This is a genomic window from Allobosea sp. P4_E12 (genome assembly GCF_056401655.1).
Genome location: NZ_JBFUIY010000016.1, coordinates 148,342 through 173,493 on the forward strand (window position 1 = coordinate 148,342; position 25,152 = coordinate 173,493).

24 protein-coding genes are annotated in these 25,152 nt (G+C 66.0%); 13 read left to right on the top strand and 11 right to left on the bottom strand.

What is annotated here, in order from left to right; all coding sequences use genetic code 11:
- Positions 1-58: 58 nt before the first annotated feature.
- From AC1DW9_RS20900 to cysN, 9 genes are all read left to right on the top strand, one after another.
- Positions 59-1,546 (top strand): xylulokinase, encoded by a 1,488-nt coding sequence (locus AC1DW9_RS20900; protein ID WP_476776388.1) that lies wholly within the window; start codon positions 59-61, stop codon positions 1,544-1,546.
- 262 nt (positions 1,547-1,808) lie between these two features.
- Positions 1,809-2,750, top strand: a complete 942-nt coding sequence (locus tag AC1DW9_RS20905; protein WP_441478038.1) for an ABC transporter permease — start codon at positions 1,809-1,811, stop codon at positions 2,748-2,750.
- A 47-nt stretch (positions 2,751-2,797) separates the two neighbouring features.
- On the top strand, positions 2,798-3,739 hold the full coding sequence (locus tag AC1DW9_RS20910; protein WP_476776383.1) for a sugar ABC transporter substrate-binding protein: 942 nt from the start codon (positions 2,798-2,800) through the stop codon (positions 3,737-3,739).
- 65 nt (positions 3,740-3,804) lie between these two features.
- Positions 3,805-4,578 (top strand): ATP-binding cassette domain-containing protein, encoded by a 774-nt coding sequence (locus AC1DW9_RS20915; protein ID WP_441507104.1) that lies wholly within the window; start codon positions 3,805-3,807, stop codon positions 4,576-4,578.
- A 1-nt stretch (position 4,579) separates the two neighbouring features.
- Entirely contained in the window at positions 4,580-5,506 is a 927-nt protein-coding gene (locus AC1DW9_RS20920; protein WP_441507105.1) for a nucleoside hydrolase, read from the top strand.
- A gap of 13 nt (positions 5,507-5,519) precedes the next feature.
- On the top strand, positions 5,520-6,038 hold the full coding sequence (locus AC1DW9_RS20925; protein WP_441490838.1) for a hypothetical protein: 519 nt from the start codon (positions 5,520-5,522) through the stop codon (positions 6,036-6,038).
- A 179-nt stretch (positions 6,039-6,217) separates the two neighbouring features.
- Complete coding sequence (locus AC1DW9_RS20930; protein ID WP_441507106.1) at positions 6,218-7,039, top strand: phosphoadenylyl-sulfate reductase; 822 nt, start codon at positions 6,218-6,220, stop codon at positions 7,037-7,039.
- Entirely contained in the window at positions 7,036-7,938 is a 903-nt protein-coding gene (gene cysD, locus AC1DW9_RS20935) for a sulfate adenylyltransferase subunit CysD (RefSeq protein ID WP_441507107.1), read from the top strand. Before AC1DW9_RS20930 ends, cysD begins: the two co-directional genes overlap by 4 nt.
- Complete coding sequence (gene cysN / locus AC1DW9_RS20940) at positions 7,938-9,572, top strand: sulfate adenylyltransferase subunit CysN (RefSeq protein ID WP_441507108.1); 1,635 nt, start codon at positions 7,938-7,940, stop codon at positions 9,570-9,572. Before cysD ends, cysN begins: the two co-directional genes overlap by 1 nt.
- Before the next feature lie 50 nt (positions 9,573-9,622).
- Here the strand turns inward: cysN and AC1DW9_RS20945 are convergent, their stop codons facing one another.
- From AC1DW9_RS20945 to AC1DW9_RS20970, 6 genes are read right to left on the bottom strand one after another with little or no spacing between them, the layout of a single operon-like run.
- Positions 9,623-10,030: a RidA family protein gene (locus AC1DW9_RS20945; protein ID WP_441490834.1), complete on the bottom strand. Its 408-nt coding sequence runs from the start codon at positions 10,028-10,030 to the stop codon at positions 9,623-9,625.
- 45 nt (positions 10,031-10,075) lie between these two features.
- Positions 10,076-11,719, bottom strand: coding sequence for a benzoate-CoA ligase family protein (locus AC1DW9_RS20950; protein WP_441507110.1), 1,644 nt, complete (start codon positions 11,717-11,719; stop codon positions 10,076-10,078).
- A gap of 1 nt (position 11,720) precedes the next feature.
- Complete coding sequence (locus tag AC1DW9_RS20955; protein WP_441507111.1) at positions 11,721-12,911, bottom strand: acyl-CoA dehydrogenase family protein; 1,191 nt, start codon at positions 12,909-12,911, stop codon at positions 11,721-11,723.
- 1 nt (position 12,912) lies between these two features.
- Positions 12,913-13,746, bottom strand: a complete 834-nt coding sequence (locus AC1DW9_RS20960; protein WP_441507112.1) for an enoyl-CoA hydratase family protein — start codon at positions 13,744-13,746, stop codon at positions 12,913-12,915.
- Positions 13,743-14,285 carry a MarR family winged helix-turn-helix transcriptional regulator gene (locus AC1DW9_RS20965; RefSeq protein WP_441478049.1) on the bottom strand — a complete coding sequence of 181 codons (543 nt, stop codon included), beginning with the start codon at positions 14,283-14,285 and terminating at the stop codon, positions 13,743-13,745. Before AC1DW9_RS20965 ends, AC1DW9_RS20960 begins: the two co-directional genes overlap by 4 nt.
- A gap of 4 nt (positions 14,286-14,289) precedes the next feature.
- Positions 14,290-15,045: an SDR family NAD(P)-dependent oxidoreductase gene (locus AC1DW9_RS20970; protein WP_441507113.1), complete on the bottom strand. Its 756-nt coding sequence runs from the start codon at positions 15,043-15,045 to the stop codon at positions 14,290-14,292.
- A 222-nt stretch (positions 15,046-15,267) separates the two neighbouring features.
- Between AC1DW9_RS20970 and AC1DW9_RS20975 the strand changes: the two genes are divergently transcribed.
- The 3 genes from AC1DW9_RS20975 to AC1DW9_RS20985 all read left to right on the top strand — a co-directional run bounded on the left by AC1DW9_RS20975 (position 15,268) and on the right by AC1DW9_RS20985 (position 19,619).
- Entirely contained in the window at positions 15,268-17,592 is a 2,325-nt protein-coding gene (locus AC1DW9_RS20975) for a bifunctional salicylyl-CoA 5-hydroxylase/oxidoreductase (RefSeq protein WP_441507114.1), read from the top strand.
- A gap of 72 nt (positions 17,593-17,664) precedes the next feature.
- Positions 17,665-18,420 (top strand): metallophosphoesterase family protein, encoded by a 756-nt coding sequence (locus tag AC1DW9_RS20980; protein WP_441490828.1) that lies wholly within the window; start codon positions 17,665-17,667, stop codon positions 18,418-18,420.
- A gap of 251 nt (positions 18,421-18,671) precedes the next feature.
- Positions 18,672-19,619 (top strand): ring-cleaving dioxygenase, encoded by a 948-nt coding sequence (locus tag AC1DW9_RS20985; RefSeq protein WP_441507116.1) that lies wholly within the window; start codon positions 18,672-18,674, stop codon positions 19,617-19,619.
- A gap of 210 nt (positions 19,620-19,829) precedes the next feature.
- Here AC1DW9_RS20985 and AC1DW9_RS20990 read toward each other — a convergent pair whose 3' ends face one another.
- Both AC1DW9_RS20990 and AC1DW9_RS20995 read right to left on the bottom strand, forming a co-directional pair.
- Positions 19,830-21,461, bottom strand: a complete 1,632-nt coding sequence (locus AC1DW9_RS20990) for an AMP-binding protein (RefSeq protein WP_476776384.1) — start codon at positions 21,459-21,461, stop codon at positions 19,830-19,832.
- A gap of 147 nt (positions 21,462-21,608) precedes the next feature.
- Positions 21,609-22,547, bottom strand: coding sequence for a glycine reductase (locus tag AC1DW9_RS20995; protein ID WP_476776385.1), 939 nt, complete (start codon positions 22,545-22,547; stop codon positions 21,609-21,611).
- A gap of 152 nt (positions 22,548-22,699) precedes the next feature.
- Between AC1DW9_RS20995 and AC1DW9_RS21000 the strand changes: the two genes are divergently transcribed.
- The gene (locus AC1DW9_RS21000) at positions 22,700-23,635 is read left to right on the top strand and encodes a helix-turn-helix domain-containing protein (protein ID WP_441507119.1); all 936 of its coding nucleotides are present in this window, start codon (positions 22,700-22,702) and stop codon (positions 23,633-23,635) included.
- Positions 23,636-23,748: 113 nt separating this feature from the next.
- On the opposite strand, the gene AC1DW9_RS21005 is transcribed toward AC1DW9_RS21000, so the two are convergent.
- The 3 genes from AC1DW9_RS21005 to AC1DW9_RS21015 form a co-directional block, all read right to left on the bottom strand.
- The gene (locus AC1DW9_RS21005) at positions 23,749-24,054 is read right to left on the bottom strand and encodes a hypothetical protein (RefSeq protein WP_441490823.1); all 306 of its coding nucleotides are present in this window, start codon (positions 24,052-24,054) and stop codon (positions 23,749-23,751) included.
- A 367-nt stretch (positions 24,055-24,421) separates the two neighbouring features.
- Entirely contained in the window at positions 24,422-24,703 is a 282-nt protein-coding gene (locus tag AC1DW9_RS21010; protein WP_441507120.1) for a hypothetical protein, read from the bottom strand.
- 184 nt (positions 24,704-24,887) lie between these two features.
- Positions 24,888-25,152 (bottom strand): DNA translocase FtsK (locus AC1DW9_RS21015; protein WP_476855170.1); only part of this gene is annotated, 265 nt, incomplete at its 5' end.

The window sequence follows — 25,152 nt, forward strand, 5'->3', positions numbered from 1 at the left end:
TGCAGGTGAGGGTGATGTCCGGCAGGCGTAGCGGCGACGGGAGTATTCGCCGGTGAGCATGGTTCTCGCCTGCGATCTCGGCGGCACCAGTTTTCGCGCAGCTCTCGTCGACGAGGCGGGGCAGCTTCGGGCCCGCCATAGCATCGTCATGCGGGTGCCGATCGAGCAGGGCGGCGCCGCCGAGATCGATCCCGACCACTGGTGGAGCGCGCTCCGCGAGAGCGCAGCCGTGCTCCAGGCTTCCCATCCCACGCTCTTCGGGCAGATCGAGGCATTGGCGATCTCGGCGCTGACGCGCACGCAGGTCTTCGTCGATCGCGACGGCCAGGTGCTCCGTCCCGCCATGCTATGGCGCGATACGCGCGCCGACACGACGCTGCCCTCGCTTCTGGCCACGTGCCCGAAGGAGCATCCGGAGACAGCGGGCCTCAATGCCTTCCACCCGCTCGCGCGGCTTTGGTGGCTGAAACAGTCCGAGCCGGGCATCCTCGCGGCCACGGCGCATGTTCTCGATCCCAAGGACTATCTGAATCTGCGCCTGACCGGGGTCGTGGCGAGCGATACCGTTTCGCTCGCGCGGCTGGAGGCGGCCGCAGCGGCCGCGCCCGCCGGCGGTTCGCTGTTCGACGCTGCCGCCCTGCCGGTGACGCTTCTTCCGCCGCTGCGCCAGCCGGTTTCGATCATGGGCCATGTCCAGCCGGGGCTGGAAGGCGCACTTGGCCATCTTGCCGGCCGGCCCGTGATCGCCATGGCGAACGACACCTGGGCGAGCGTGGTCGGATTGGGCGCCATGCGTCCGGGTTTTGGCTACAACCTGTCCGGGACGACGGAGGTGCTGGGTCTCGTCAATGCACGGGCTGCCTGGGCCGAAGGGCTGATGACGGTAGACTGGGGCGCCGGCCTCACCCAGCTCGGCGGCCCCAGCCAGACAGGGGCCGACACGCTGGTCTGGCTGCTCGAGCTGCTCGGTCGCTTCCAGGGCGAACCGGCGCAAGCCGGTCGCGAGCTTGGCCGCGTCCTTGCGGAACCGCGCGATGCCGCCCCGGTGATCTTCCTGCCCTATCTCCAGGGCGAACGCGTGCCGTACTGGGACCCGTCACTGCGCGGGGCTCTCGTCGGGCTCAATCGCCGCCACCGCGCGGTTGACCTCGCCTGGGCGGTGATGGAGGGCGTCGGTTTCCTCAATCGTGTCGTGCTGGAGCGTGCCGAGGCAGCGTCAGGCCGGCCGATCGCGGAACTTCGCTTCGGCGGAGGCGGCGCTGCCAATCGCCATTGGTGTCAGATCAAGGCGGATATCCTCGGCCGTCCGGTCGGCGTCGTCGAAGGCGAGGAGCATGGTCTGCTCGGTGCTGCCATCGTCGCCTGGACCGCTCTCGGACGCTTTCCGGATCTCGCCGCAGCGCAGGAAGCGCTTGTCAGACTGGCGCGGGTCTACCAGCCGAACCCGGCCTCACGCGAACCCTATGATCGGCTGTTTGGCCTCTTCCGACAGGCAGAGCAGGCTCTGGCTCCAATCGGGCGTCAGCTCGCCGGTTGGCGCGAGTGAGGGGCCGCACGTGCAGCATGGGCCTGACGTTGCGCAATTGGACGTGGAGAATTCGCTCTCAACCCGTTGCGCCGGCTCGCATTCGCGTTGGCCCCGCACTAGGGTTGAGTTGTTCCATTCGGTACGGCTTCGGCCGGTTCGGATGGAATGCCCGCTCGCCCGCTGTCATGACATGATGCCCCGACACTCGATCCCGTCTCCCCATCAGCCCTTTGCGACGCCCGGAGGCCGCATGGCGCTTCCGTTGCGGGGAACGCACTGAATGCGCACGCTTGTCGAACGGCATGGCACTGCATTGGCGGGGCTCGCCCTGATCGGGTTCTTCGTCGCGTTTGCGCCGAATTTCGCAAGCCCGGGCAATCTCCTGAACATCGCCAAGGACACGAGCTTCCTCGCCATCCTTGCACTCGGCTTTGCGCTCGCCCTGACCATCGCCGAGCTCGATCTGTCGATCGCCGAGGTCGCGAGCCTGGCTGCAGTCGCCGCTGGCTGGTTCATCCAGGCGGGCTATGACCCCGCGATCGCGGTCCTGGCCGCTCTTGCGGTGGGCGCCGGGCTGGGGGCCTTCAACGGTTTCGGCGTCACGGTGCTGAAGGTTCCTTCGCTGATCGTGACGCTCGGCACGGCCGCCATCGCCAAGGGGCTCGCCTTCATGATCACGCAGGGCGTCGCCTTCGTCGGGCGCTGGCCGGCCGGATTCACCGGCCTGGCACGCGGCACGACGCTCGGCCTGCCCAATCTGATCTGGTTCCTGCTTGCGGCGACCGGCATCTCCTATGTGCTGCTGAAATGGACCCGGACCGGCGCCCATATGGCGGCAACCGGCGAGGCTGATGAGGCGGCGCGGCTCGCAGGCATCGCGACCATGCGGATGAAGCGGCTTGGCCTGCTGCTGGCCGGCGTTTTCGCCTCGATCACCGCCGTGCTGCTCGCCGCGAGCCTCTCCTCCGCCGCTCCGAACATGGCCGGCGACTATTTTCTCTACGCCATTGCCGCCGTGCTGCTCGGCATGACGATGTTCGAGCCCGGCAAGCCCAATGTGGCCGGGACGGTCTTTGCCGCGCTTGTGCTCAAGGTTCTTGGCAACGGGCTCGTGCTGATGGGCGCAGCCTATTACGTGCAGGATATCGTGCTTGGCATCATCATCATCGGCTCGGTCGCATTCTCGGCCAGCGTGGTGCGGAAGGCAGCCTTCAAGGTTTGAACGCAACAACGCCGCGCAGCCATCCGCGCGGTCCGGAGGGGGTAGTCATGAAGTTCGTGAAGATGGTTGCAGCCAGCTGTCTGGCGCTGGCCTGGGGCGTCGGCAGCGCCTCCGCATTCGAGCTCGGCGTCATCGGCTTCCAGTTCACCTCGGAGACGCATGCGCGCGTTGCAAATGCGGCTGCGGCTGCGGCCAAGGCCAAGGGCTGGAACGTCACCCTGCTGAATTCCGAAGGCGCGCTGCCGAAGCACGCCGAGCAGTTCGAGGCGCTGATCGCCAAGAAGGTCGACGCCATCATCGTCGCCATGGGCAAGCCGGTCGAGGCGGAAGCCCAGTTCAAGGCCGCGAAGGACAAGGGCATCCCGGTCATCACAGTCCAGTCCGGCGCCGGGCCGTACTCGCTGTTCGACATCCAGACCAATGAATACAAGGTCGGTGCGGACGCAACCCTCTATCTGCTCGGGCAGATGGGCTACACCGGCAACCTGATGTCGGTGCGTTTCGACGGCAATATCGCCTCACGCATTCGCGGCAAGGTGCTCGACGTCGTCCTGTCCGAGAACACCGCGGTCAAGGAAGTCGGAAAGCACGGCATGGCGCGCACCCAAAGCTGGCGCGACGATGTTCGCAGCGGCGTGCAGGCGCTGCTCCTGCGCAATCAGGGCAAGATCAACGGTATCTGGGCCTCCTTTGACGGTCAGGCCTACATCATCGACGATCTGCTCAAGGCCCAGGGCGTCAAGAAGGGCGAAATTCCGCTCGTTTCCGTCGATGGCGGCGCCGAAACCTATCGTCGCATTGCCGACCCGGACAGCACCTTCCTCGCGACCGTCACCGTTCCCTTCGAGGAAATGGGCGTGAAGGCTGTCGAGGCTGTCGAGGCCATCGCCGTGAAGAAGCAGCCGGTGAGCGCCATCACGACCGGCCCCTATCTCTTCATGGACGCGGTCGTCGTCGACAAGAACAACGTCAAGGACTTCCTGAAATAGGGCGCCCCTCGTCCGGGCCGGCCTTTGCAGCCGGCCCGTTTGCGCGCCCTCCGGAGAGCATGCGGATGACAGAAAAGGCGGCCTCGGAGCCCATCTTCGCGATGCGCTCGGTCGGCAAGAATTACGGCGCCGTCCAGGCACTGAGCGGCATCGATCTCGACGTCCATGCCGGCGAGGTCCTGGCGATCTGCGGCGACAACGGCGCCGGCAAATCGACGCTGATCAAGATCATGTCGGGCGCCGAGGCGCCGACCGCCGGCACCATTCGCCTGCGTGGCCGCGAGGTGCATTTCCGCTCGCCGCATGACGCGCTCGAGCAGGGCGTGGCGACGATCTACCAGGAGCTTGCCCTCGCGCCGCGCCTGTCGATCGCCGCAAATGTCTTCATGGGGGCCGAGCTGACGCGCCCGCTCGTGCTGCCCTTCCTGCGCGTGCTCGACAAGGCGCGGATGGCGGACGAGGCGAGAGGCTACCTGCGCCGGCTGTCGGTGCAGATCGAGGACATGACGCGCCCGGTCGAGCGGCTCTCCGGCGGACAGCGTCAGGCCGTGGCGATCTCGCGGGCGCTTCGCTGGAACGCCGAGGTCATCATCATGGATGAGCCGACGGCTGCGCTCGGCGTCAAAGAAACCGCGCAAGTGCTTGATCTTGTACGCCATCTCAAGGCGGAGGGGCGCACTGTCCTGCTGATCAGCCACAACATGCGCGACGTGGTCGCGCTGGCGAGCCGGGTCGTGATCCTGCGCAGCGGCCGCAAGCTGCATGACCTGCCGATCGGCGATCTCACCCCCGACGATCTCAGCCATCTGATCATGTCCGCCCCGGCGCTGGCGGCCTGAGATGGCACGGCCGATCATCATCGACACCGATCCCGGGCAGGATGACGCTGTTGCCCTGCTGCTCGCCTTTGCGCAGCCTGACGAACTCGACATTCGGCTGGTCAGCACGGTCGCGGGCAATGTCGGGATCGACCTGACCACCGCCAACGCGCTGCGCGTCCGCGATCTGGCGGCGCGCCCCGATGTGCCCGTACAAGCGGGCATGGCGCGGCCGATGCTGGAGCCGCTCGAGACGGCGGAATTCGTCTCCGGACCCGACGGCCTGAGCGGCGCCGGGCTGCCGGCCGCCGCCTCGTCGGCGGCTCCCGGCCATGCCGTCCAGGGGATCGTCGAGGTCCTGCGCGCAGCCACAGACGGCAGCATCACGATCTGCGCGCTCGGGCCGCTGACCAATGTCGCGATGGCCTTGCGGCTTGCCCCGGAACTTGCGCCCAAACTGCGCGAGATCGTGGTGATGGGCGGGGCCATGGGCCTCGGCAACATGACGCCGGCAGCCGAGTTCAATTTCTATGTCGATCCGCATGCCGCGGCGGTCGTCCTCGGGGCGGGCGTTCCTGTCACGCTGTTTGGCCTGCATGCGACGCATCAGGCCATCGCCTCGTCGGCGGCCATGGCGCGGTTGGACGGGCTCGGCACCCGCACCGGGCGAGCGGTCCACGGCATGCTGACGCGTCCGCGCCCAGGGGGCCTGGGCACGGCGGCCCACCCCATGCACGACCCCTGCGTCATCGCCTGGCTGCTCTGGCCCGAGCTGTTCAAGGGCCGTGATTGCCATGTCGAGATCGAGCTCGCCGGCAATGTCCGGGGCCGCTCGACCATCGACTGGAACGGCCGGACGAAGCGCCCGGCAAACGCCTTCGTCGTCAACGAGGTCGATGCCGACCGCCTGTTCGAGCGCATGATCGATGCGCTCGCCCGCCTGCCTTGAGGATTGCTGGATCATGACCCATCCGGTCGACGAGTGTCTCGCCGAGGCCGAGGCCGCGATTGCGCGCATGAAGGAGGCCGCGATCGCCGCGCGTCACCAGCACGCGCGTGCCGAGCTGATGCGCCATATGCGGACCACGGCCCGCAAGGTCGTCTCGCGCCCGCTCGATGAGGCGGTCGCACTCGTCTCGCATGAATGGATGAAAGCCTGGAGCCTCGATGCAAGCGCCTATCCCGAACTGGCCCATGACATCACTGCCTTCACCGCTGCCTTCTGCGCCGATGCGCGCGAGAGCACGGAGCAGACGCAGGCTGCGATCCGGGATGCCGTTGCCGCGCTGGAAACAGGCTTCCGGGCCATCGGCACGAGCCTGAGCGACCAGATGGCGTTCCGCTCCGAATGCGCCCATGGCTGGTGGCAAAGCGTCGTGGCGCTGCCGGCCGAATTGCGGGCCACTGAGCGCCGCAGCATTCCGCGCGCCGGCGAGGATGCGCCCTTCTGGAGCGCCGGCGCCCAGCCGCATTGCGGCTGAGGCCTCACTCTCCCCGCGTCGGGGACGGCAGTCGCGCCCGGCTGCCTGCCTCGGCGAAAGGTTCTTCTCTTCATTTTGTGAAATAAGAAAAACCACACTACCTCAAGTGAATTGCCCCGGTGGGCGTTCGGGTATAGCTGAATTGTTCGATTTACAGAACAATACAGGCGGCCAAGACCATGGCCAGAGACCCCATCGATACGGGCCTTTCCGCCCAACAAGGCGCACCGGCTGAGGCAATTGACTTGCCCGAGCGCGCTGCTGACCTCGTTCGCGCGTTCGGCAAGTCGGATGCGCGCGACCGTCTCATCGGACTGCGTCAGGCGGTTTCGGGACGGATCGTCTTTACCACCAGCTTCGGCCTTGAGGATCAGGTCCTCATCCATCTGATCGCTCGTGCCGGGCTTCCCATCGAGATCGTCACCCTCGACACCGGCAGGCTCTTTCCGGAGGTCTACAGCCTCTGGCAGGAGACTGAGCGTCACTATGGCGTGGTGATCCGCCCCTTCTACCCGCGCCATGACGCGATCGAACTTTTTGTCCGCCAAAACGGCATCAACGGCTTTTATGCTTCCCGCGACGCCCGCAAATCCTGCTGCGACATCCGCAAGGTCGAGCCACTGGGCCGGGCCCTGGACGGGGCGGAGATCTGGATCACCGGCTTGCGCTCCGACCAGTCGGCCGCGCGCGGCGGCGTCGCGCTCGCGGAGGCCGAAACGGAGCGCGGCCTGATCAAGTTCAACCCCTTGCTCGACTGGTCGCGCGAGGTCGCGCTGAGTTTCTCCAAGGCTGAAGGAATCCCGCTCAATCCTTTGCATGACAAAGGCTTTATCTCGATCGGCTGCCAGCCCTGCACCCGTGCGATCGCACCGGGCGAGCCGGAGCGGGCCGGGCGCTGGTGGTGGGAAGACGACGCGGCCAAGGAATGCGGCCTGCATGTCGGGCCGGACGGGAATCTGGTCCGGGCCAAGGCTGCCACTGCGGCGGAGGCGCGACCATGATCCAGCTCAGCCATCTGCAGAAGCTCGAAGCCGAGGCGATCTTCATCATTCGCGAGGTTGTGGCGACCTGCGACAAGCCGGTGCTGCTCTATTCGATCGGCAAGGATTCCGCCGTTCTGCTGCATCTCGCCCTGAAGGCGTTCTATCCGGCGAAGCCGCCATTCCCGTTGCTCCATGTCGATACGACCTGGAAGTTCCGTGAGATGATCTCCTTCCGGAACGAGACGGCGGAGCGGCTCGGGCTCGATCTGATCGTCCATGTCAACCAGGACGGGGTCAGGGCCGGCATCGGGCCCTTCGCCTCAGGCTCGCGCGTCCATACCGACGTGATGAAGACGCAAGGGCTGAAGCAGGCACTCGACCTGCACAAGTTCGATGTCGCCTTCGGCGGCGCGCGGCGCGACGAGGAGAAGAGCCGCGCCAAGGAGAGGATCTTCTCGCTGCGCAGCGCCGAGCATCGCTGGGATCCGAAGAACCAGCGCCCGGAGCCCTGGCAGCTCTTCAACACCCGCAAGCACAAGGGCGAGAGCTTTCGCGTCTTCCCGCTCTCCAATTGGACCGAGCGCGATGTCTGGGACTACATCGCACTCGAGAACATTCCGGTCGTACCGCTCTACTTCGCTGCCCCGCGTCCGGTCGTGCACCGCGACGGAGCCTGGATCATGCGCGACGACGACCGCATGGAGCTCGCGCTCGGAGAGGTCGTCGAGACCCGCATGGTCCGCTTCCGGACGCTCGGCTGCTACCCGCTGACCGGCGCAGTCGAGAGCGAAGCCGCAAGCCTCACCGACATCATCGCCGAGATGCGCTCATCGCGCGCCTCCGAGCGCCAGGGCCGTGTCATCGACCATGACGGCGCCGGCTCGATGGAACAGAAGAAGCAGGAAGGGTACTTCTGATGGCTGTCGCCGCCGAGAAGAAGCGCCCGGGCGCCACGGCTCCACTCCCTGCGAACGATTCCTCCGGACTGAGCGAAACCGCCCAGCATTCGCTGCTGCGCTTCATCACCTGCGGCTCGGTCGATGACGGCAAGTCGACGCTGATCGGACGCGTGCTCTATGAGGCCGGCGCGGTCTTCGACGACCAGCTCAGCGCCCTCGACGCCGATTCCCGCAAATTCGGCACGCAAGGTGCGGAGCCCGACTTCGCGCTGCTGGTCGATGGGCTCTCGGCCGAGCGCGAGCAGGGCATCACCATCGATGTCGCATATCGCTATTTCGCGACGGAGAAGCGCAGCTTCATCGTCGCCGATACGCCGGGCCACGAGCAATATACCCGCAACATGGCGACCGGCGCCTCGACCGCCGATCTCGCCATCATCCTGATCGACGCCCGCAAAGGCCTGCTGCCGCAGACGCGGCGCCACTCCTTCATCGTCTCGCTGGTCGGCGTCCGCCACGTCGTGGTTGCGATCAACAAGATGGACCTCGTCGGTTACGACGAGGCAATCTTCGACCGGATCGCTGCGGATTATCGCGCGGCCGTGAAGAACCTCGGCTTCAGGTCGATCGACATCATCCCGGTTTCGGCGCGGGACGGCGAGAATGTGATGCGCCCCTCAACCACGATGCCCTGGCATAAGGGACCGGCGCTGCTGCCTCTGCTGGAGGCCATCGTCGTCGAACAGGAGACGCGCGACGAGGCCGGCTTCGTCCTGCCCGTGCAATGGGTGAACCGGCCCGATCTGGATTTCCGTGGCTATGCCGGCACAGCGGCCCGCGGCCGTGCCCGCGTCGGCGATGCCGTCACGGTGCTGCCGTCCGGGCGCAGCAGCACGATCGCGCGGCTGATTACCCCGTCAGGCGAAGCCAGCAACGCGGCGGCGGGGCAGGCCGTCACCCTGACCCTGGCTGACGAGGTCGACATTTCGCGCGGCGACGTCATCGCTTCCGCGGCGAGCTCGGTTCCCGTCCGGCGCGAGCTCCGGGCGCGGCTGCTCTGGACTGGCGAGCGCGCCATGCTGGAGGGCGGTCAGTTCGTGCTGAAGCTCGCGACCCAGGCCGTGAACGCCACGATCGGCGCGCTGGATCACAGCATCGACATCGAGGGCTTCAAGCCGGTGCCGGCGCAGGTCCTGCGCATGAACGGGATCGGCCTGGTGACGCTGCGGCTCGACCGGCCGCTGGCCACCTTGCCCTATCAGGAGAGCCGGGATCTCGGCGGCTTTATCCTGATCGATCGGATCAGCAACGAAACGGTCGCCTTTGGTTTCGTGGTCGCCGAGCCGGGCGCGGGACGAAGCCTGAACCCGGCGGAGGCGCTCTGTACGGCCGACCGCCTGCGACAGGCGCGCAACCGCCTGATCGGCGCTCCCGGCACGCCGGATCGGCGGCTCTGGTGGAGCGCCGTGAGTTGGCGCCTGCTCAGCACGGCAGGACTGTTCGGAGCAGCCCTTGCACTGACCGGCCGGCCCGGCGTCTCGGGTGTCCTCGCGCTCGGCGACTTCGCCCTGCGCCCGACCTTGCGCGGCCTTCACGCCCGGCTGTGGCAGAGGCACCCATCAGCCGCGCTTCAGGACGGCGCCGGCATCTGATCGATCGAGATCGTTTCGCCGGATGCACGATGGCGTGGGTCGCGGCGTCCTCAGCCCGCGACCACCGCCGTCGCCTCGATCTCGATCAGCGCCTGCGGCTCGACCAGCGCGACGACCTGAACGACCGCCATCGCCGGAAAATGCCGGCCCAGGGTCTCGCGATAGATCGGCCCCATATCCTTCAGGCTGGCGCGATAGGCCTCGATGTCCGTGACATACCAGGTCAGCCGCACGATATCCTCGATGCGACCGCCGCCGGCCTCGACCACAGCCTTGATATTGGCGAGGGTCTGACGGAGCTGCGGCAGAAACCCCTCGGCGAAGACGCCGTGCTCGTTCCAGCCGACGAGGCCACCGGTCACGATCACACGGCCTTCGGCGACCATGCCGTTGGCATAGCCGCGCGGCACCGGCCAGCCCTCGGGCAGGATTGCGCGTGATGCTGGAAGGTTCGACATGGCGGAGCCTCGGTCTTCGGCCGTTTCGGCCTGTTCTTGGGGGAATCAGGTCTCGGTGAGCGCCAACTGACGCAGTGCGAAACGCTGGAGCTTGCCGGTCGGCGTCTTCGGCAGAGCCGGAACGAACGCGATGGCGCGCGGGTATTTATAGGGCGCGATACCCGCCTTCACATGCTCCTGCAATGCCTTGGCCAGGGCCGTATCGCCGCGAATGCCCTCGCGCAGCACGACATAGGCCTTGACGATCTGGCCGCGGTCCGGACAGGGCGCGCCCACCACGCCGCACTCGGCGACATCGGGATGGGCGAGCAGGCAGGCTTCGACCTCCGGCCCGGCAATGTTGTAGCCGGCAGAGATGATCATGTCGTCCGAACGGGCCTGGTACCAGAAATAGCCGTCCGCATCGCGCAGATAGGTATCGCCGGTGATGTTCCAGCCGTCCTGCGCATATTTCGCCTGCCTGGGATCGGCGAGATAGCGGCAGCCGGTCGGTCCGCGCACGGCGAGGCGTCCGGGCGTGCCATCGGGCAGGGGATTGCCGGCCTCGTCGACGATCCGCGCCTCGTAGCCTGGCACGGGCAGGCCGGTGGCGCCCGGCCTTATCGCCTCGCGCGGCGCGGAAATGAAGATATGCAGCATCTCGGTGGCGCCGATGCCGTCCATCAGCGGCAGCCCCGTCCGCTTCAGCCAGGCTTCGAAGGTCGCCTTGGGCAGGGATTCCCCGGCCGAGACGCAGATGCGCAGGGAAGAGATATCGCGGCCGTCGAGCTTGTCGAGCATGGCGCGATAGGCCGTCGGCGCCGTGAAGCAGACGCTCGCCTTGTGGCGCTCGATTGCTGTGACGAGATCGGCGGGGGCGGCCTTGTCGGGCAGCACCATCGCGGCACCGATCCGCATCGGGAACAGCACGAGTCCGCCGAGCCCGAAGGTGAAGGCGAGCGGCGGCGAGCCGATGAAGCGGTCTTCCGGTGCCGCCTTCAGCACGCGCGCTCCATAGGTGTCGCAAATGGCGAGCAGATCCTGGTGGAAATGCATGGTGCCCTTCGGCTCGCCAGTGGTGCCCGACGTGAAGCCGATCAGGCAGACATCATCGCGGGCGGTATCGGCGGCGGTGGCGTTCTCATAGCCCGCGCGCGCCATTAGCGCTTCGAGATCGGTCGGCGTGCCTCCGCCCCAGGTCACGATGCGCGGGAGTTCGGGTGTCTGTGTCTGGGCGGTCCGGAGATCATCGATCAGGCGGTGATCGCACAGGGCCAATGTGATCTTCGCCTTGCGGATGGGGTAGGCGAGTTCGCCGGCGCGCAGCATCGGCATGGTCGCGACCGCGACGCCGCCCGCCTTCAGCACGGCGAGATAGGCCGCGACCATCATCGGCGTATTGGCGGCCCGCAGCAGCACACGGTTGCCCGGCCGCATCCCGAGATCGCGGGTCAGCACATTGGCGATGCGGTTCACGCGCTGGGCGAGTTCGGCGTAGGTCCAGACCTCGCGGTCCGAGATGATGGCGATGCGTTCGCCATGCCCCTCGCTGACATGACGATCGAGCAGTTCGGTCGCGACATTGAGCCGCTCGGGATAGGCGAGGCCGGCATCTGTGACCTTGAGGTCGGGCCAGCTGTCGCGCGGTGGCAGATTGTCCCGCGCGAAACTGTCCAGATGTCCTGACCGCACGAACTCCGCCTGCGCCATCTCAGCCTCCGCTCATGGCATGCGCCTTCAGGAGATCGCGCGCGATGACGACCTTCTGAACCTCGCTGGCGCCCTCATAGATTCTGAGCGCCCTGATCTCGCGATAGAGCTCCTCGACCTTGACGCCCCTGGTCACGCCGAGCCCGCCATGGATCTGGACGGCGCGGTCGATCACGCGCTGGGCGTTCTCGGTTGCGACGAGCTTGGCGAGCGCAGCTTCGCGCGTGACGCGCGGCGCACCCTTGTCCTTCGTCCAGGCCGCCCGATAGACCAGCAGGGCTGCGGCATCGACCTCGGCCGCGCTGTCCGCGATCGCGGCCTGCGAGAGCTGGAGATCGCCGAGCGTTCCGCCAAAGAGCTTCCTGCCATTGGCGTGCGACACGGTCTCGTGCAGCGCGCGCCGGGCGAAGCCGAGCGCCGCGGCACCAACCGTCGAGCGAAAGATGTCGAGCGTCGCCATCGCGACCTTGAATCCGTCGCCGGGCCCTCCGATCCGGTTGCCGACCGGGACACGGCAGGAATCGAAGCGGAGCGTGGCGAGCGGGTGCGGCGCAATCACATCGATGCGCTCTGCGATGCTCAGGCCGGGCGTATCGGCCTCGACCAGGAAGGCCGAGAGACCGCGCGCGCCGGGCGCCTCGCCCGTCCGTACGAAGACGACATAGTGGTCCGCGATGCCGCCATTCGAGATCCAGGTCTTCTCGCCGTCGATGCGGACATGGCCGTTGCCGTCGGGCGCGGCCGTCGTCGCCATGGCGGCGACATCCGAGCCTGCTTCCTTCTCGGAGAGGGCAAAGGCTGCAATGCGCCTGCCGTCGCGGATGCCTGGCAGGATGCGGGCTTTCATAACCTCCGAACCGGCAAGGGAGATCGAACCGGTGCCAAGCCCCTGCATGGCGAAGGCGAAATCCGCGAGTCCGTCACGTGCAGCAAGAATCTCGCGGGCGAGGCAAAGCGTGCGAACATCCAGCGCCTCGCCGAGCCCGCCATACGCTGCCGGCACGACCGCTCTCAGAAAGCCGGCCTCGCCAAGCGCCTTCACCCGCGCCCGGCAGGCGGCATCGACATCGTCATGGGGCAGGCCGGGCAGAGTGGCATCGGCCCACTCTGCGAGATCCCTGGCAAAGGCGCGATGACGATCCTCGAAGAACGGCCAGTCGAGCGTATCGCCGAGAATGCCGGTCCCGATCATCTCAGTTCCCCTCGAAGACCGGCTTCTGCTTGGCGGCGAAGGCGTGATAGGCGCGGGCGAAATCCTCGGTCTGCATGCAGAGCGCCTGCGCCACGGCTTCGGCCTCGATCGCCGCCTCGACCGACATCGCCCACTCCATCTCGAGCATGCGCTTGGTCATCGCGTTGGCGAAGGTCGGCCCGTCCGCCAATTCGCCGGCGAGCGCCTGCGCCTCGCCGAGCATCGCTTCCTTGCCGACGAGCCGGTTGAGGAAGCCCCAGCGCTCGGCTTCCTCGCCCTTGAGCACACGGCCGGTATAGAGCAGCTCAGCCGCGCGGCCCTGGCCGATGATGCGCGGCAGCATCGCGCAGGCGCCCATGTCGCAGCCGGCAAGGCCGACGCGGTTGAACAGGAAGGCGATCTTGGTCTCGGGCGTGCCGAAGCGGATATCCGAGGCCATCGCCATGATCGCACCCGCGCCGGCGCAGATGCCGTCGATTGCCGCGATCACCGGCTGCGGGCAGCCGCGTATCGCCTTGACCAGATCTCCGGTCATGCGGGTGAACTTGAGCAGATCCTTGGTGTCCATCGCGACCAGCGGTCCGATGATCTCGAAGACGTCGCCGCCGGAGGAGAAATTACCGCCGGCTCCGGTGATCACGATCGCCTTGACCTCTTCCTCCTTCTGCGCGGCGAGGAAGAAATCGGTGAGCTCGCGGTAGCTCTCGAAGGTAAGCGGGTTCTTCTTGTCCGGCCGGTTCAGCGTCACTGTCGCGACCTTGCCGGCAACGCCTAAACCGAAATGCGCCGGCTTGAAACCGGCGAGCGGCAAGATGGTGGCGTTGGCGATGCTCATGCGTTCTCTCCCCGGCCCGCCGCTTCATCGGCGCGGCGCTTGATGGCCTGGTGCAGAGAGGCCTTGGTCTGTCCGAGCAGGCGGAAGAGCTGGACGATCTCGGGCTGGTCGAGGCCGGCGAAGAGCTCGGCGATCCAGCCTTCATGCCGCTCCGCCATGGCGCGAAAACTCTTGCGGCCCTGCGCCGTCAGCGTCAGCACCTGGACGCGCCGATCCTGAGCGGCCGGGCGCTTGTCGACCAACCCGTCGGCCAGCAGGCCGGCGACGACGGCGGTGACATTGCCGTTCGACACCATCAGTCGCTGCGAGACCTCGCCGACCGTCATGCCCGTCGTCGATTTGTCGAGCTGCGCCATCAGGTCGAAGCGCGGCAGCGTCGTCTTGAATTCCTCGCGCAGGCGATTGCGGATCTCGGTCTCGATCAGGGTCGAGCAGGTCAGCATCCTGAGCCAGAGCCTGAGCTCGTCCTTGTGATCGCCGGGACGCTCGCTTGCCTTGGTCTCACGGTCGAGAATGAGGCCGGGGGAGGGTGTTTCCATCGCTCTAGAACTCCCCGCCATTGATCAGGATCGACTGGCCGGTAATCCCGGCACTGGAGGGACCGCAGAGGTAGAGCACGGCTGCCGCGACCTCTTCCGGAGCGATCAGCCGGCCCTGGGGGTTGCCCTTGACCAGCTCCGCCAGCGCCTGCTCGCCCGGCTTTCCGGTTTTGGCTGTGATCGCCTCGATGCTGTCTGCCACCATGCCGGTATCGGTATAGCCGGGGCAGATCGCATTCACCGTGACGCCGGATCGGGCGGCCTCCAGCGCCAGCGAGCGTGTCAGCCCGATGACCGCATGCTTGGCCGCGACATAGGCCGAGACATAGGGATAGCCCCGGTGCCCGGCGGTAGAGGCGATCGCGATCAGCCGCCCCTCGCGGCGCTCGGTCATGCCGGGCAGGGCCGCCCGGAAGGCATTGACCGTGCCGATCAGGTTCAACTCGAACATCCGCCGGAAACGCTCGGCGTCGCTTTTCAGGAACGGCCCGGTCTCGACGCCGCCTGCATTGGCAACGACGATATCCAGCGGCCGTTCTCTGGAGAGAGTCCCGATCGCCGCCGCGACGGCTGCCTCATTGGTGACATCGGCGAGCGCGAAGCTGTCGGCATCGCCCTCGGCAATGGCGCTCTGCAGGGTCGCCGCGCTGCGGCCGATGATCGAGACATGCGCACCGGCCGCCTTGAGAGCGCCGGCAACAGCCCGGCCGATGCCACGCCCGCCGCCCGTCACCAGAGCATGTCGTCCCGCCAGGTCCATGACGCCGAGCCTCCTCATGCCGAGCAATATATTTTAGGTCTGAAGCAATTTGCAAGCGAGGCTTGGAACGAGCGCATGATTGTGAATTGCGCGCCGCAATCGCCGGATACGTATAGGATTGGACATGCTCCCGCCTTCCGCGCGGAAGCCACGGCGATCCCCCTTGAGGAAAAAATATTTCAGGCTTAAAATAATATCCGTCACAGCCGGGGAGGATGGGTGATGCGCATTGCGGTCGTCGGGGGCGGTCCTGCCGGACTCTATTTCGCGCTGCTGATGAAACGTGACTGGCCGGCGCTGGACGTCACGGTCTTCGAGCGCAACCAGCCTGACGACACGTTCGGATTCGGCGTCGTCTTTTCCGACCAGACGCTCGATACCTTCAAGGCGGCCGACCCCGAAAGCTACGGCGCGATCGTCGACAATTTCGCCTACTGGGACGATATCGAGATCCGCTTCAAGGACACGCTCCATCGTGTCTCCGGCAACGGCTTTTGCGGCTGCTCGCGCCGCTCGCTGCTGATGCTGGTGCAGGAGCGCTGCCGAGAACTCGGCGTCACGCTGAAATTCGGAACGGAAGCCGATGATATCGAAGCGCTGAAGCGCAATTTCGATCTCGTGGTCGCGGCCGACGGCATCAACAGCCGCATCCGCGAAGGCTGGCGGGAACGCTTCCGGCCACAGGTCGATCTCAGGCCGAACAAGTTCACCTGGATGGGCTCGACCCGGCCCTTCGACGCCTTCACCTTCTTCTTCAAGGAAACCGAGCACGGGCTCTTCATTGCCCATTGCTACCAGTACGAGGCCGGGCGCTCGACATGGGTGCTGGAGACGGACCCCGAGACCTTTGCGAAGGCTGGCCTGGAGGGCATGGACGAAGCCGCCTCGGCCGCCTTCCTCGAAGGCGTCTTCGCGGAGGAGCTGCAAGGTCACCGGCTGATCACCAATCGCTCGCTCTGGCGCAATTTCCCGATGATCCGCTGCGAGAACTGGGTCTCGGACAATGTCGTGCTGATCGGAGACGCCAAGGCGACGGCGCATTTCTCGATCGGCTCCGGCACCAAGCTGGCAATGGAGGACGCGATTGCGCTGCATCGTGCCTTCGGCAAGGCGAAGCTCGACGTCTCCACCGCCCTGTCGCTCTACGAACGGACCCGGCGCGAAGAGGTCGAGAAGACGCAGCACGCGGCGGATGTCTCGCTGGTCTGGTTCGAGCAACTGCGTCGCTTCTGGGATTTCGATCCGTTGCGCTTTGCCTTCGGTCTGATGACGCGCTCGAAGGCGATCACCTATGACAATCTCGCTCTGCGCGCGCCCGCCTTCGCCGCTGCCATCGACACGCTGGTGGCTGACGAAGTCGGCCCTGCAGCGCGGCGCAAGCGCGACGGCTCCCCCGTGGCACCCGCATTCCAGCCATTCCGGCTCCGCGAGATGCAGGTCGAGAATCGCATGGTGCTCTCGCCCATGTGCCAGTATTCTGCGCTAGAGGGCCTGCCGACGGACTGGCACCTGATGCATTACGGCTCGCGGGCCATCGGCGGTCCGGGCTTGATCGTTAGCGAGATGACCTGCGTCGCCCCCGACGCCCGCATCACGCCCGGTTGCACCGGTCTCTACAGCGACGAGCAGGAGGCGGCCTGGACACGCATCGTCGACTTCGTTCACGCGAACTCGGCCGCGAAGTTTTGCCTTCAGCTCGGGCATGCCGGCCGCAAGGGCGCGACCAGGCTGATGTGGGAAGGGATGGACCGGCCGCTTCCCGCAGGGGCCTGGCCGATCATCTCGGCCTCGCCTCTGCCCTATTATCCCGAGAGCCAGGTGCCGCGCGAGATGACGCGCGCCGACATGGATCGCGTGCGCTCCGAGTTCGTCGCCGCGGCCGAGCGCGGCGAGCGGGCAGGCTTCGACATGTTGGAGCTGCACTGCGCCCATGGCTATCTGCTGGCGAGCTTCCTCTCGCCGCTGACGAACCACAGGACGGACGCCTATGGCGGCTCGCTCGAGAACCGCCTGCGCTACCCGCTCGAGGTGTTTCGGGCGCTGCGCGAGGCCTGGCCGCGGGAGAAGCCGATGTCCGTTCGTATTTCGGCGACGGACTGGAAGGAAGGCGGCCTGTCGCCTGAGGATTCCGTCGCCATTGCGGCCGCCTTTGCCGGGGAAGGCTGTGACCTCGTCGATGTTTCCACCGGGCAGACCGTCAATGACAGCCGGCCGATTTATGGCCGCATGTTCCAGACGCCGTATTCCGACCGCATCCGCAACGAGGCGCGCATCGCCACCATGTGCGTCGGCAACATCACGACGGCCGATCAGGTGAACACGATCATTGCCTCCGGTCGCGCCGATCTCGTGGCGCTCGGGCGCCCGCATCTGGCGGACCCGTCCTTCGTGCTGCGCGCTGCGGCCTGGTATGGCGTCGATACCCCGCAACCCGTGCAGTACCAGCCCGGCAAGGACCAGCTCATGCGCAACACGCCGCGCGAGCGCGAGGATCTGACCGAGCTCAAGCTCAAGGCCAAGCCGGGGCGGCACGCGGACGCACATTAGCCATTCGCCCTTGCCGCGCGCGAAACGACGGGCGACAAGGCCCGGCGATCAGATACCGCCGGAGCCAAGCCCATGGATGCCGCCAACCCGCCGCTCGCCGGCCGCCAGCCGGCAATACCTGACGGCCTGCGCATCTATGCGGTGGGCGACGTCCATGGCCGCCTCGATCTGCTGCGCGAGATCGAGGCCCAGATCGAAGCGGATGCCCGTTCAGCCTCAGGCAAGCGCGTCATCCAGGTCATGCTTGGCGACTATATCGACCGCGGTCCCGACTCCTCTGGCGTGATCGCTCATCTCATCGACAAGCGGCGTGAACGTGAGCTCGTCACGCTGCGCGGCAATCATGAGGACTACACGCTCGGCATTCGCCATGCGCCCGATCTCGTGTTGCGCTGGTGCCGGTTTGGCGGCGTCGAGACGCTGGCATCCTACGGCATCGACGTGGCCGAGTTCGACGAGGTCGAGGAAGATCTGGCGTGCCGTCAGATCGTGCAGCGTTTCTTCGCAGCGCAACCGGCCGACCACGCCGCATTCATCGCGCAGGCGCCCCTGAACTGGCGCTGCGGTGACTATCTCTTCGTGCATGCCGGCATCCGCCCGGGCATTCCGCTCGGCGAGCAATCCGAGCAAGACATGCTCTGGATCCGGCACGAATTTCTCGACAGCGAAGAGGATTTCGGTTTCGTCGTGGTTCACGGGCATACGCCGACGACTGCGCCCGTCATCCGCCCGAACCGGATCGGTATCGACACACGCGCCTATGAAACGGGGCAGCTAACCTGCGTGGTGCTCGAAGGCACCGGCCGGCGAATCCTGACGACGGGCTGAGCCGGATCGCAACCCGGAACCTCGCCGGCCACCATTCGTTCGAGAACCAATGGCCCCGGCTCGTGCCGGACCTGTATCGTGGGAATGACGGGGCAACCCGCCTGACCCACTCACAGGGACAGGCAGAGTCCAGATCATTGCATTTTCGCAACGTCGTCGTGGCAACACGTGATCTGTTGTTGCATTCGAAAGCGGTTATCTCTGCTGCGAACACTGGCCAACGGGCCAAGGAAGCGATCAGGAGGTCACCTATGAAGCTCACGGGCATCCATCACGTCACCGCAATCTCGGCCAACGCGCCGCAGAACCGGCGCTTCTATGTCGAGACGCTCGGCATGCGCATGGTCAAGAAAACGGTCAATCAGGACGACACCTCGGCCTATCATCTGTTCTACGCCGACGGCGCCGGCTCGCCCGGCACCGATCTGACCTTTTTCGACTGGCCGGCTCCTCCGGCCAAGCGCGGCACCCATTCGATTACCCGCACCGCCCTGCGCGTCGGTGACGAGACGTCGCTGGACTGGTGGCGCGAGCGGCTGACGGCGGCTGGCGTCGCGGTTTCGGATATCCGCGCCATCAATGGCCGCGCCGCGATTGATTTCGAGGATCCGGAAGGCCAGCGCCTGACGCTGATCGCCGATGGCGGTGCGATTCCCTTCGTGGCCTGGGACAGGAGTTCCGTGCCGACAGAACATCAGATCCGTGGCCTCGGCCCGGTGACGATTTCCGTGCCGAAGCTGGAGCGGACCGAGCTCGTGCTGGGCAAGCTGCTCGGCCTCGAGCGCATTGCGGACTATCGCGACGCGGCTCATGCGACCGGCGACATCCACGTCTTCAAGGTCGGCGATGGCGGGCCGGCGGCGGAGCTGCATGTCGCGGTCGAGCCCGACCTGCCGCAGGCACGCGAAGGGGCGGGCGGTGTCCACCATCTCGCGCTGCGGACGCCGACCTTCGGCGAGTACGATGAGTGGGCGGAGCGCCTGCGCGCGACCGGCTATCCCAATAGCGGACCGGTCGATCGCTTCTATTTCCGTTCGCTCTATCTGCGTGAGCCAAATGGAATCCTGATCGAGATCGCCAGCGATGGTCCCGGCTTCGCAACCGATGAGCCGGCCGAAACGATGGGCGAAAAGCTCGCGCTGCCGCCGTTCCTGGAACCGAAGCGCCGGCAGATCGAGGCCAATCTGAAGCCGCTCTAAAGCATCGGCCCGAAAAGTGGATTGCGGTTTTCGGGGCAAAGCCGATGCAAAGACAACGGGTTAGATCATCGGACTGGATACGATATCCGGTCCGATGAACTGGAGGCATCGGCCCGAGACTGGATTGTGGTTCTCGGGCAAGCGGTGCCCACACGAAAGGCGAGATCATCGGATCGGTATCCGGTCCGATGATCCAACGCACCGAGCGGCTCAGCCGAGCCGCTCGGCTCTGATGCGGATCCCGGCGGCGTCACGGTCGAATGTATCGGCCGTGACGCCTTTGCTGCGCAGAACATGCTTCTGCAGCTTGCCACTCGCCGTCTTTGGAAGTTCGTCTACGATGCGGATGAAGCGCGGCACCATGTAATGCGCGATGCGCTCCGCCAGGAAGCTCACAAGCTCGGTCTGGTCGAGTGCGCCGCCTGCAATCGGGGTGACGACGGCCAGGACCTCATCCTCGCCATGCTCGCTCGGCACCGCGACGGCAACCGCCTCGCGAACCCCGGGATGGGCCAGGATCTCGCTCTCCAGTTCAAAGGAGGAAATGTTCTCGCCACGCCGGCGGATCACGTCCTTGAGCCGGTCGACGAAGAAGAAGCGCCCATCCGGCATCTGGCGAAAGGCGTCGCCAGTGTGGAACCAGCCATTGCGCATCGCCGCGACCGTCGCCTCGGCATTCCCATAGTAGCCTTTCATCAGCGCCCACGGCCGGTGCGAGCGAACCAGCAATTCGCCGACCTCGCCCCTTGGCATTTCGCAGTCATGAGCATCAGCGACCCGCAATTCGAACCAGGGTCGCGGCAAGCCTGCCAGGCCTTGCTCTGAAATGCCGGGGCCGGCACTGAGCGGACTGGCTATCTCCGTCATGTTGTAGACGGTGTGCAGATCGACGCCGAAGCGCTCGCGGAACGAGACGGCGTCCTCGCCGAAGGGCACGATGAAGGCCTTCTTCAGGGGGTGTTCCCGGTCGGACGCACTGGCCGGCTGCTTCAGCAGGAACGTCGCCATGACGCCGAGCAGCAAGACCAGAGTGCTGCCGGTACCGCGAACGGCATCCCAGAAATCAGCGGTGCGGAACTCGCGGACCATGCCGATCGATCCGCCGCAGGCGAGCATCGCATAGACATAGAGCGTCGAGCCGCAATGGAAGATCGGGCCGCAGACCAGGCAGCAATCCTCGGGGCCGATGCAGTCGAATGCGTCAGGCCCCATCGTGTAGAGCTGGACATAGGACGACACCACGCCCTTGGCATTGCCGGTCGTGCCGGAGGTGTACATGATCGCCTGGGTGTCCCAGGGCTCGATCGCACGCTCCAGCGCCAGGGTATCGTCCGCAACCACGGCGGGGAGCTCGAACGGGGCGACGGTGACGCCTGCGAGCTGCGGCTCCCGTTGCTCGCTCTCGCCGACCAGCAGAACCTGCCGCAGCTTGCCGGGATTGACCTCCGCCAACCTTGGCACCAGCGCCCGATGGCCGACCATCAACGCCGCGTCGGCATCGTCGAGCACATATTCGAGCGGGCGGCCGCGCGCGGCGGTGTTCAGCGGGACATAGACGGCGCCGAGATAGTTGATCGCGAACCAGGTCGCCAGCAGGTCGGGGCCATTGCCCATCCAGCACAGCACATGGTCGCCCTGCTTCACGCCGGCCGCGGCAAGGGCGGCAGCGTGCAAACGCACCTGTCGCAGCGTTTCGCCATAGCTCCAGGTCGCGCCGGGCCAGAACTGGACGAAGCGCCGATCCGGATTTGTCCTGGCCTGGCGCTCGAGCATGTGGCGCAGCACGCACGCGTCGCTCCCGGGCACGTTCGCGGCATCTGCCAAATCCTTGCCAACCGTCATCAGCCGCGCTCCTCCAAGGCATCGCTCTGATCCGGCCCAGGGGCAGGGCGGCGATTTCTGGCGAAAGCCTGCGGCAGATCCGGCGGTATCGTCAATTGCGAGCGGCGCTCTGCGGCGTTGCCGCTGCTTCACGCCAGAGCGGAGGCTTCAACCCGGCGCCTGTTCACGGATTGCCCTGGCGGTCTCCTTCTGTATGTCGAAGGCGGCCCGTCGCTGCCGGATCTCATCGGGCGAAAGACGTTCGATATTGCAATAGTCCAACTTCCAGTCCGGGGTGGAACTCCAGATCAAGGGGGACTGCACCGTGGTCCGTGGCGCCGGTGCCCGCTCCAGGGTGGCCAGAGCCAGATCGAGCGTGACGTCCTGGGAGCTGCGGTCGTTCGGTCGCCCCGCGGAATTGCCGAGCGGAAAATCCGAAAACAGGAAGCGCGGCACACCGACATATTCGACGATGTCCTTGGCGCAACCCATGACAACGGTCGCGATGCCATTCTCCTCCAGCGCCCTGGCGGCGAGACTGACGCTCTGATGGCAGACGGGGCAATTCGGCACCAGAATCGCTGCATCGACCGCATCCGCCCTGCAGCGGGCGACGATCTCCGGGCAATCGACCTCGAGCGTCACGCGGTGGCTGCGATTGGTCGGCAAGCCATGGAAGCGCGGTGCAATCGAGCCGAGCCGCCCTGAGATCGCCGCCTGGCGCAATGCGGCCAGCGGGAAATAGCTCCCGAGATCTTCGGCGGTCGTATGCGTGCGGTCGATCGCGACATGGGCGATGCGCAGGTCGTGCTCCTCGCCGCTATCGGCGGAATAGACGGAATAGAACTTGGCTGCAGCGTTGTAGGGCGCTCCCGGCCCCTGATCGCCCTTGTCCGGTTGGTAGGGGGCAGCCGTCGTGATGATCGTCACCCGGCACTCAGAAAGAGGCCTCGCCAAAGCCTGAAACGGCACCGCGGCGTAATGCGCCCATGCGTAGGGCTGACCATATCCCAGCGCCTGATAGTAGGTGCTAACGCGCTGAAGATAGGGGATCGGCGCATCATGGGCGGGCGCAAACCCAAATATGTCGCTGCGTTCGCCGACCATCGCGGGCGCTCCTGTTCCTGCCGCGGCGCGGCATGGGCCGCACGGTAGAGCAGCGTCGCGAGGCGCTGCAATGCGCGGATACCCGGAATTGGTCGGCCGCCAGTTCCGGCAGCGCTTGACCCTCCATCCGGTGGAGACCCTAGGACGACGCCATGAAGGAAGAACGGCACACGATTGGCGAGCTTGCAAAGCTCAGCGGCGTCTCGGTCAGGCGGATTCGGTTCTATTCGGACAGCGGATTGCTGCCGCCGGCGACGCGAACTTTCAGCAACTACCGTGTGTATTCCGCGGAGGATGTCGCGCGTCTCGATCTGATCCGGGCGCTGCGCGATATCGGGCTGGGCCTCGCAGTCATCCGAAAGTTCCTGTCGAGGCGGCTTTCGCTGACGGACGTTCTGACCATGCGCCTTCGCGCGCTGGAGGCGGAGATCGCCTCGCAGCGCCGTGTCGCCGCCGTCCTGCGCGCGACCTTGAAGTCGCCAGACCCCACCGAAACCGATCTCAGGAGATTATGGACCGTGACGACCCTTTCCAATGCCCAGTTCCGCCTGCTGGTCGAGCGCTTCTACGACGAGGTCGCCGGAGGCGCGCAGATGGACGATGCCTGGAAGCGCCAGATGATCGAGGCCAGCACACCCGAGCTCCCGGACGATCCGACGCCCGCGCAGATCGATGCCTGGGCCGAGCTTACGGTGATCATCACCGATGAAAGCTACATGGCCGAGATGCGGGCGAATGCTGGGGCCATGTCGACCGCTGAGTTCGACCCCGCCGCCTATGCCGAAGCCGCGAACCGGACCCTCGCCAAGGTTCGCGCCGCGATGGACGACAGCGCAAAACCGGATTCCGCAAGCGGTGCCGCGATCGCGCGGGAATGGCTTGAAGACTCAGCCCGCGCAATGAACCGCGCTCCCGATCGGGCTTTCCTGGACTGGCATCTCGATCAGTATCGGAAACACCACGCCCGTTCGATCCGCTATCAGCAACTGCTCGCCATCTTGCGCGGCGACGATGCAGGAGGCCCGGCCGGCTCCGAATGGCACTGGATCAATGAAGCGATGAGGCCGCTTCTGGCTCAACCGGAGTGAGATCCGGGACGCGGGGGGCGCCATGCCAGGCATCGGCGGCGCCCGTTCGGAAGGAGAGGTCGCCACCGCTTGGGATCCCGCGCGATGGCATCTGCCTCAGGAGCTTTGCGATATCATTGCGATGTCGCCTTGCGGAACCGAATGGCCCCGAAGATGTGGTCGAGCTCTCTGGTGAAGCTCGTGCTGAAGATAACCGAGTCGGCTTCATTGCGCGGCACCGCCATCGACAGCAAGGTCTCCCTCACTTGCTCGCAATGGGCCCGGAGTTCCGCGAGGGTGACATGGGCCTCTTCTACGGAATCGGCTCCCAGCAGCGCCACCTGTCCGAGGATCACGATCACGGCTGCCTCCAGCGCGGTGATGCTCGCAAGCAGAGCGGTATTCCGTGCCGGGCCGTAAGGATCGACTGCATATCCCATGACGCGTTCCTCCCTCCACTCAAGTTCCGCCCAACGATAGGTTCGGCCACCTGACGAAGCTCCCCGGTTTCAATTGCTGGAGTGATGCCCGTCGCGTGTCCGTCTTCGGAAAGGTCTGCGCAGCGAAGTTCAGCGGGCTCCTGGCGGGAACCTCAGGCGCCGTTTTACCCGACAATTCGGCTCGCAAACCTGACATGACGTGTCAGCCTAATGTCAGCTTCAGCGTCGTAGGGTTGCGGGTTGCCGGGCCGAGATGCATGTCCGCTCGCCCCAGACGTGGAACGGCCGCTCAGACTGTCTTCCGCGCAAGGGATGGGAAAGACGAAGGTGCGCGCGGCCTTGCCGTGCGCGGGGACTTCGCTCCTGCCTAGTCATACATCCCGCTCTTGCAGCGATAGCCGACGAAGCAGCTCGCTGTGTCGCGGCTCGGAACCCAGGCGGGATCGGCATATTCATCGAGTTCGCAGAAACTGCGGTCGCGCACGAAGCGGTCATAGGTGTAGCCACCGGTACCGAGCACGATGGCGCCGTTGGCAATGACATCGTGCCGGCTGGCACTGCAGGGCCTGTTGACGGTGGAGGGCCGGGGCTGAGCCAACGCAAGATCCGCGGCCAACATCAGCATCAATGACAGAACGGCTCGGTTCATCGTCGCCTCCGGTGCGAGCGAAGCTACGGCCGCATAGTAACCGCATCGGTTGCGCAACATACCAGTCTTCGCTTGCCGCGCCGAACGGGCGAGGGGTCTGCGTTCCCAACCGGCAGCAGACGAGGTCGGTCACGCACGTCGCTGCCAGCGCGGCAGCGACGTCTCCGCCCGCTGGAGATGGAGATCAAGGCGACGCGCTGGCCTCGACGAGGATTTCTCGCTTGCCGGCGTGGTTGGCGGGGCCGACGATGCCCTCGTTCTCCATGCGCTCCATGATCGAGGCGGCGCGGTTGTAGCCGATCTGCAGGCGGCGCTGGATATACGAGGTCGAGGCCTTCTTGTCGCGCAGCACGACCGCGACCGCCTGGTCGTAGGGATCCTCGCTCTCGGCCTGGCCCATGCCGCTCTTGTCGAAGACGGCGCCGCCATCCTCGTCATCGCTGCCGGCC